The sequence below is a fragment of the Clostridium sp. AM25-23AC genome (assembly GCF_003435125.1).
GTDB classification, from domain to species: domain Bacteria; phylum Bacillota; class Clostridia; order Lachnospirales; family Lachnospiraceae; genus Pilosibacter; species Pilosibacter fragilis.
This window is the reverse complement of record NZ_QWGI01000101.1, coordinates 1-686: the sequence shown is the minus strand read 5'-3', so window position 1 is coordinate 686 and position 686 is coordinate 1. Positions and strand designations below refer to the sequence as shown.

At 56.1% G+C, this 686-nt stretch carries 1 protein-coding gene; it reads left to right on the top strand.

Features of this window, described 5'->3' with window-relative positions; all coding sequences use genetic code 11:
- Positions 1–686 (top strand): relaxase/mobilization nuclease domain-containing protein (locus tag DW677_RS18120; RefSeq protein ID WP_181968404.1); only part of this gene is annotated, 686 nt, incomplete at both ends.

The window sequence follows — 686 nt, the reverse complement described above, 5'->3', positions numbered from 1 at the left end:
AGCGGAAAGTATATCTCCGCTTATGAATGTGATCCGGCCACCGTGGCGGACGAGTTCCTTTTGGCAAAGGCCAGCTATGCCGCTATGACGGGCCGGGAACAGAAGAAAGAAAATAATGTGCTGTGCTATCAGATACGACAATCCTTCTATCCGGGCGAGATCACCCCGAAGGAGGCGAACCGTATCGGCTATGAGCTGGCTATGCGCTGGACAAAGGGGCGGCACGCTTTTATCGTTACCACGCACACCGATAAGCAGCACATCCATTGTCACATTTATTACAACTCCACCACCCTTGACTGCACCCGGAAATTCCGAAACTTTTGGGGCTCCAGCTTCGCCCTTCGGCGGCTCTCTGACAGGCTGTGCCTTGAAAACGGGCTGTCCATCGTGGAGAACCCGAAGCCCCGGAGCAAGAGCAAGTATCGGAACTATGGGGAGTGGCAGAAAGACCGGAAAGGACCGCTTTCCTATCAGGACCGACTGCGCCTTGCTATTGATACTGCGCTGGCGGAACGCCCCGCTGATCTGGACGAATTTCTCAATTTGATGAAGCAGGCCGGGTATGAGGTCAAGACGGTTCGGGGCGGCGGTATCAGCTTCCGGCTGACCGGTCAGGGACAGGAACGCTTCACCCGTCTGCGTGCCTCCACGCTGGGGGACGGCTACGACTTGCAAGATGTTCT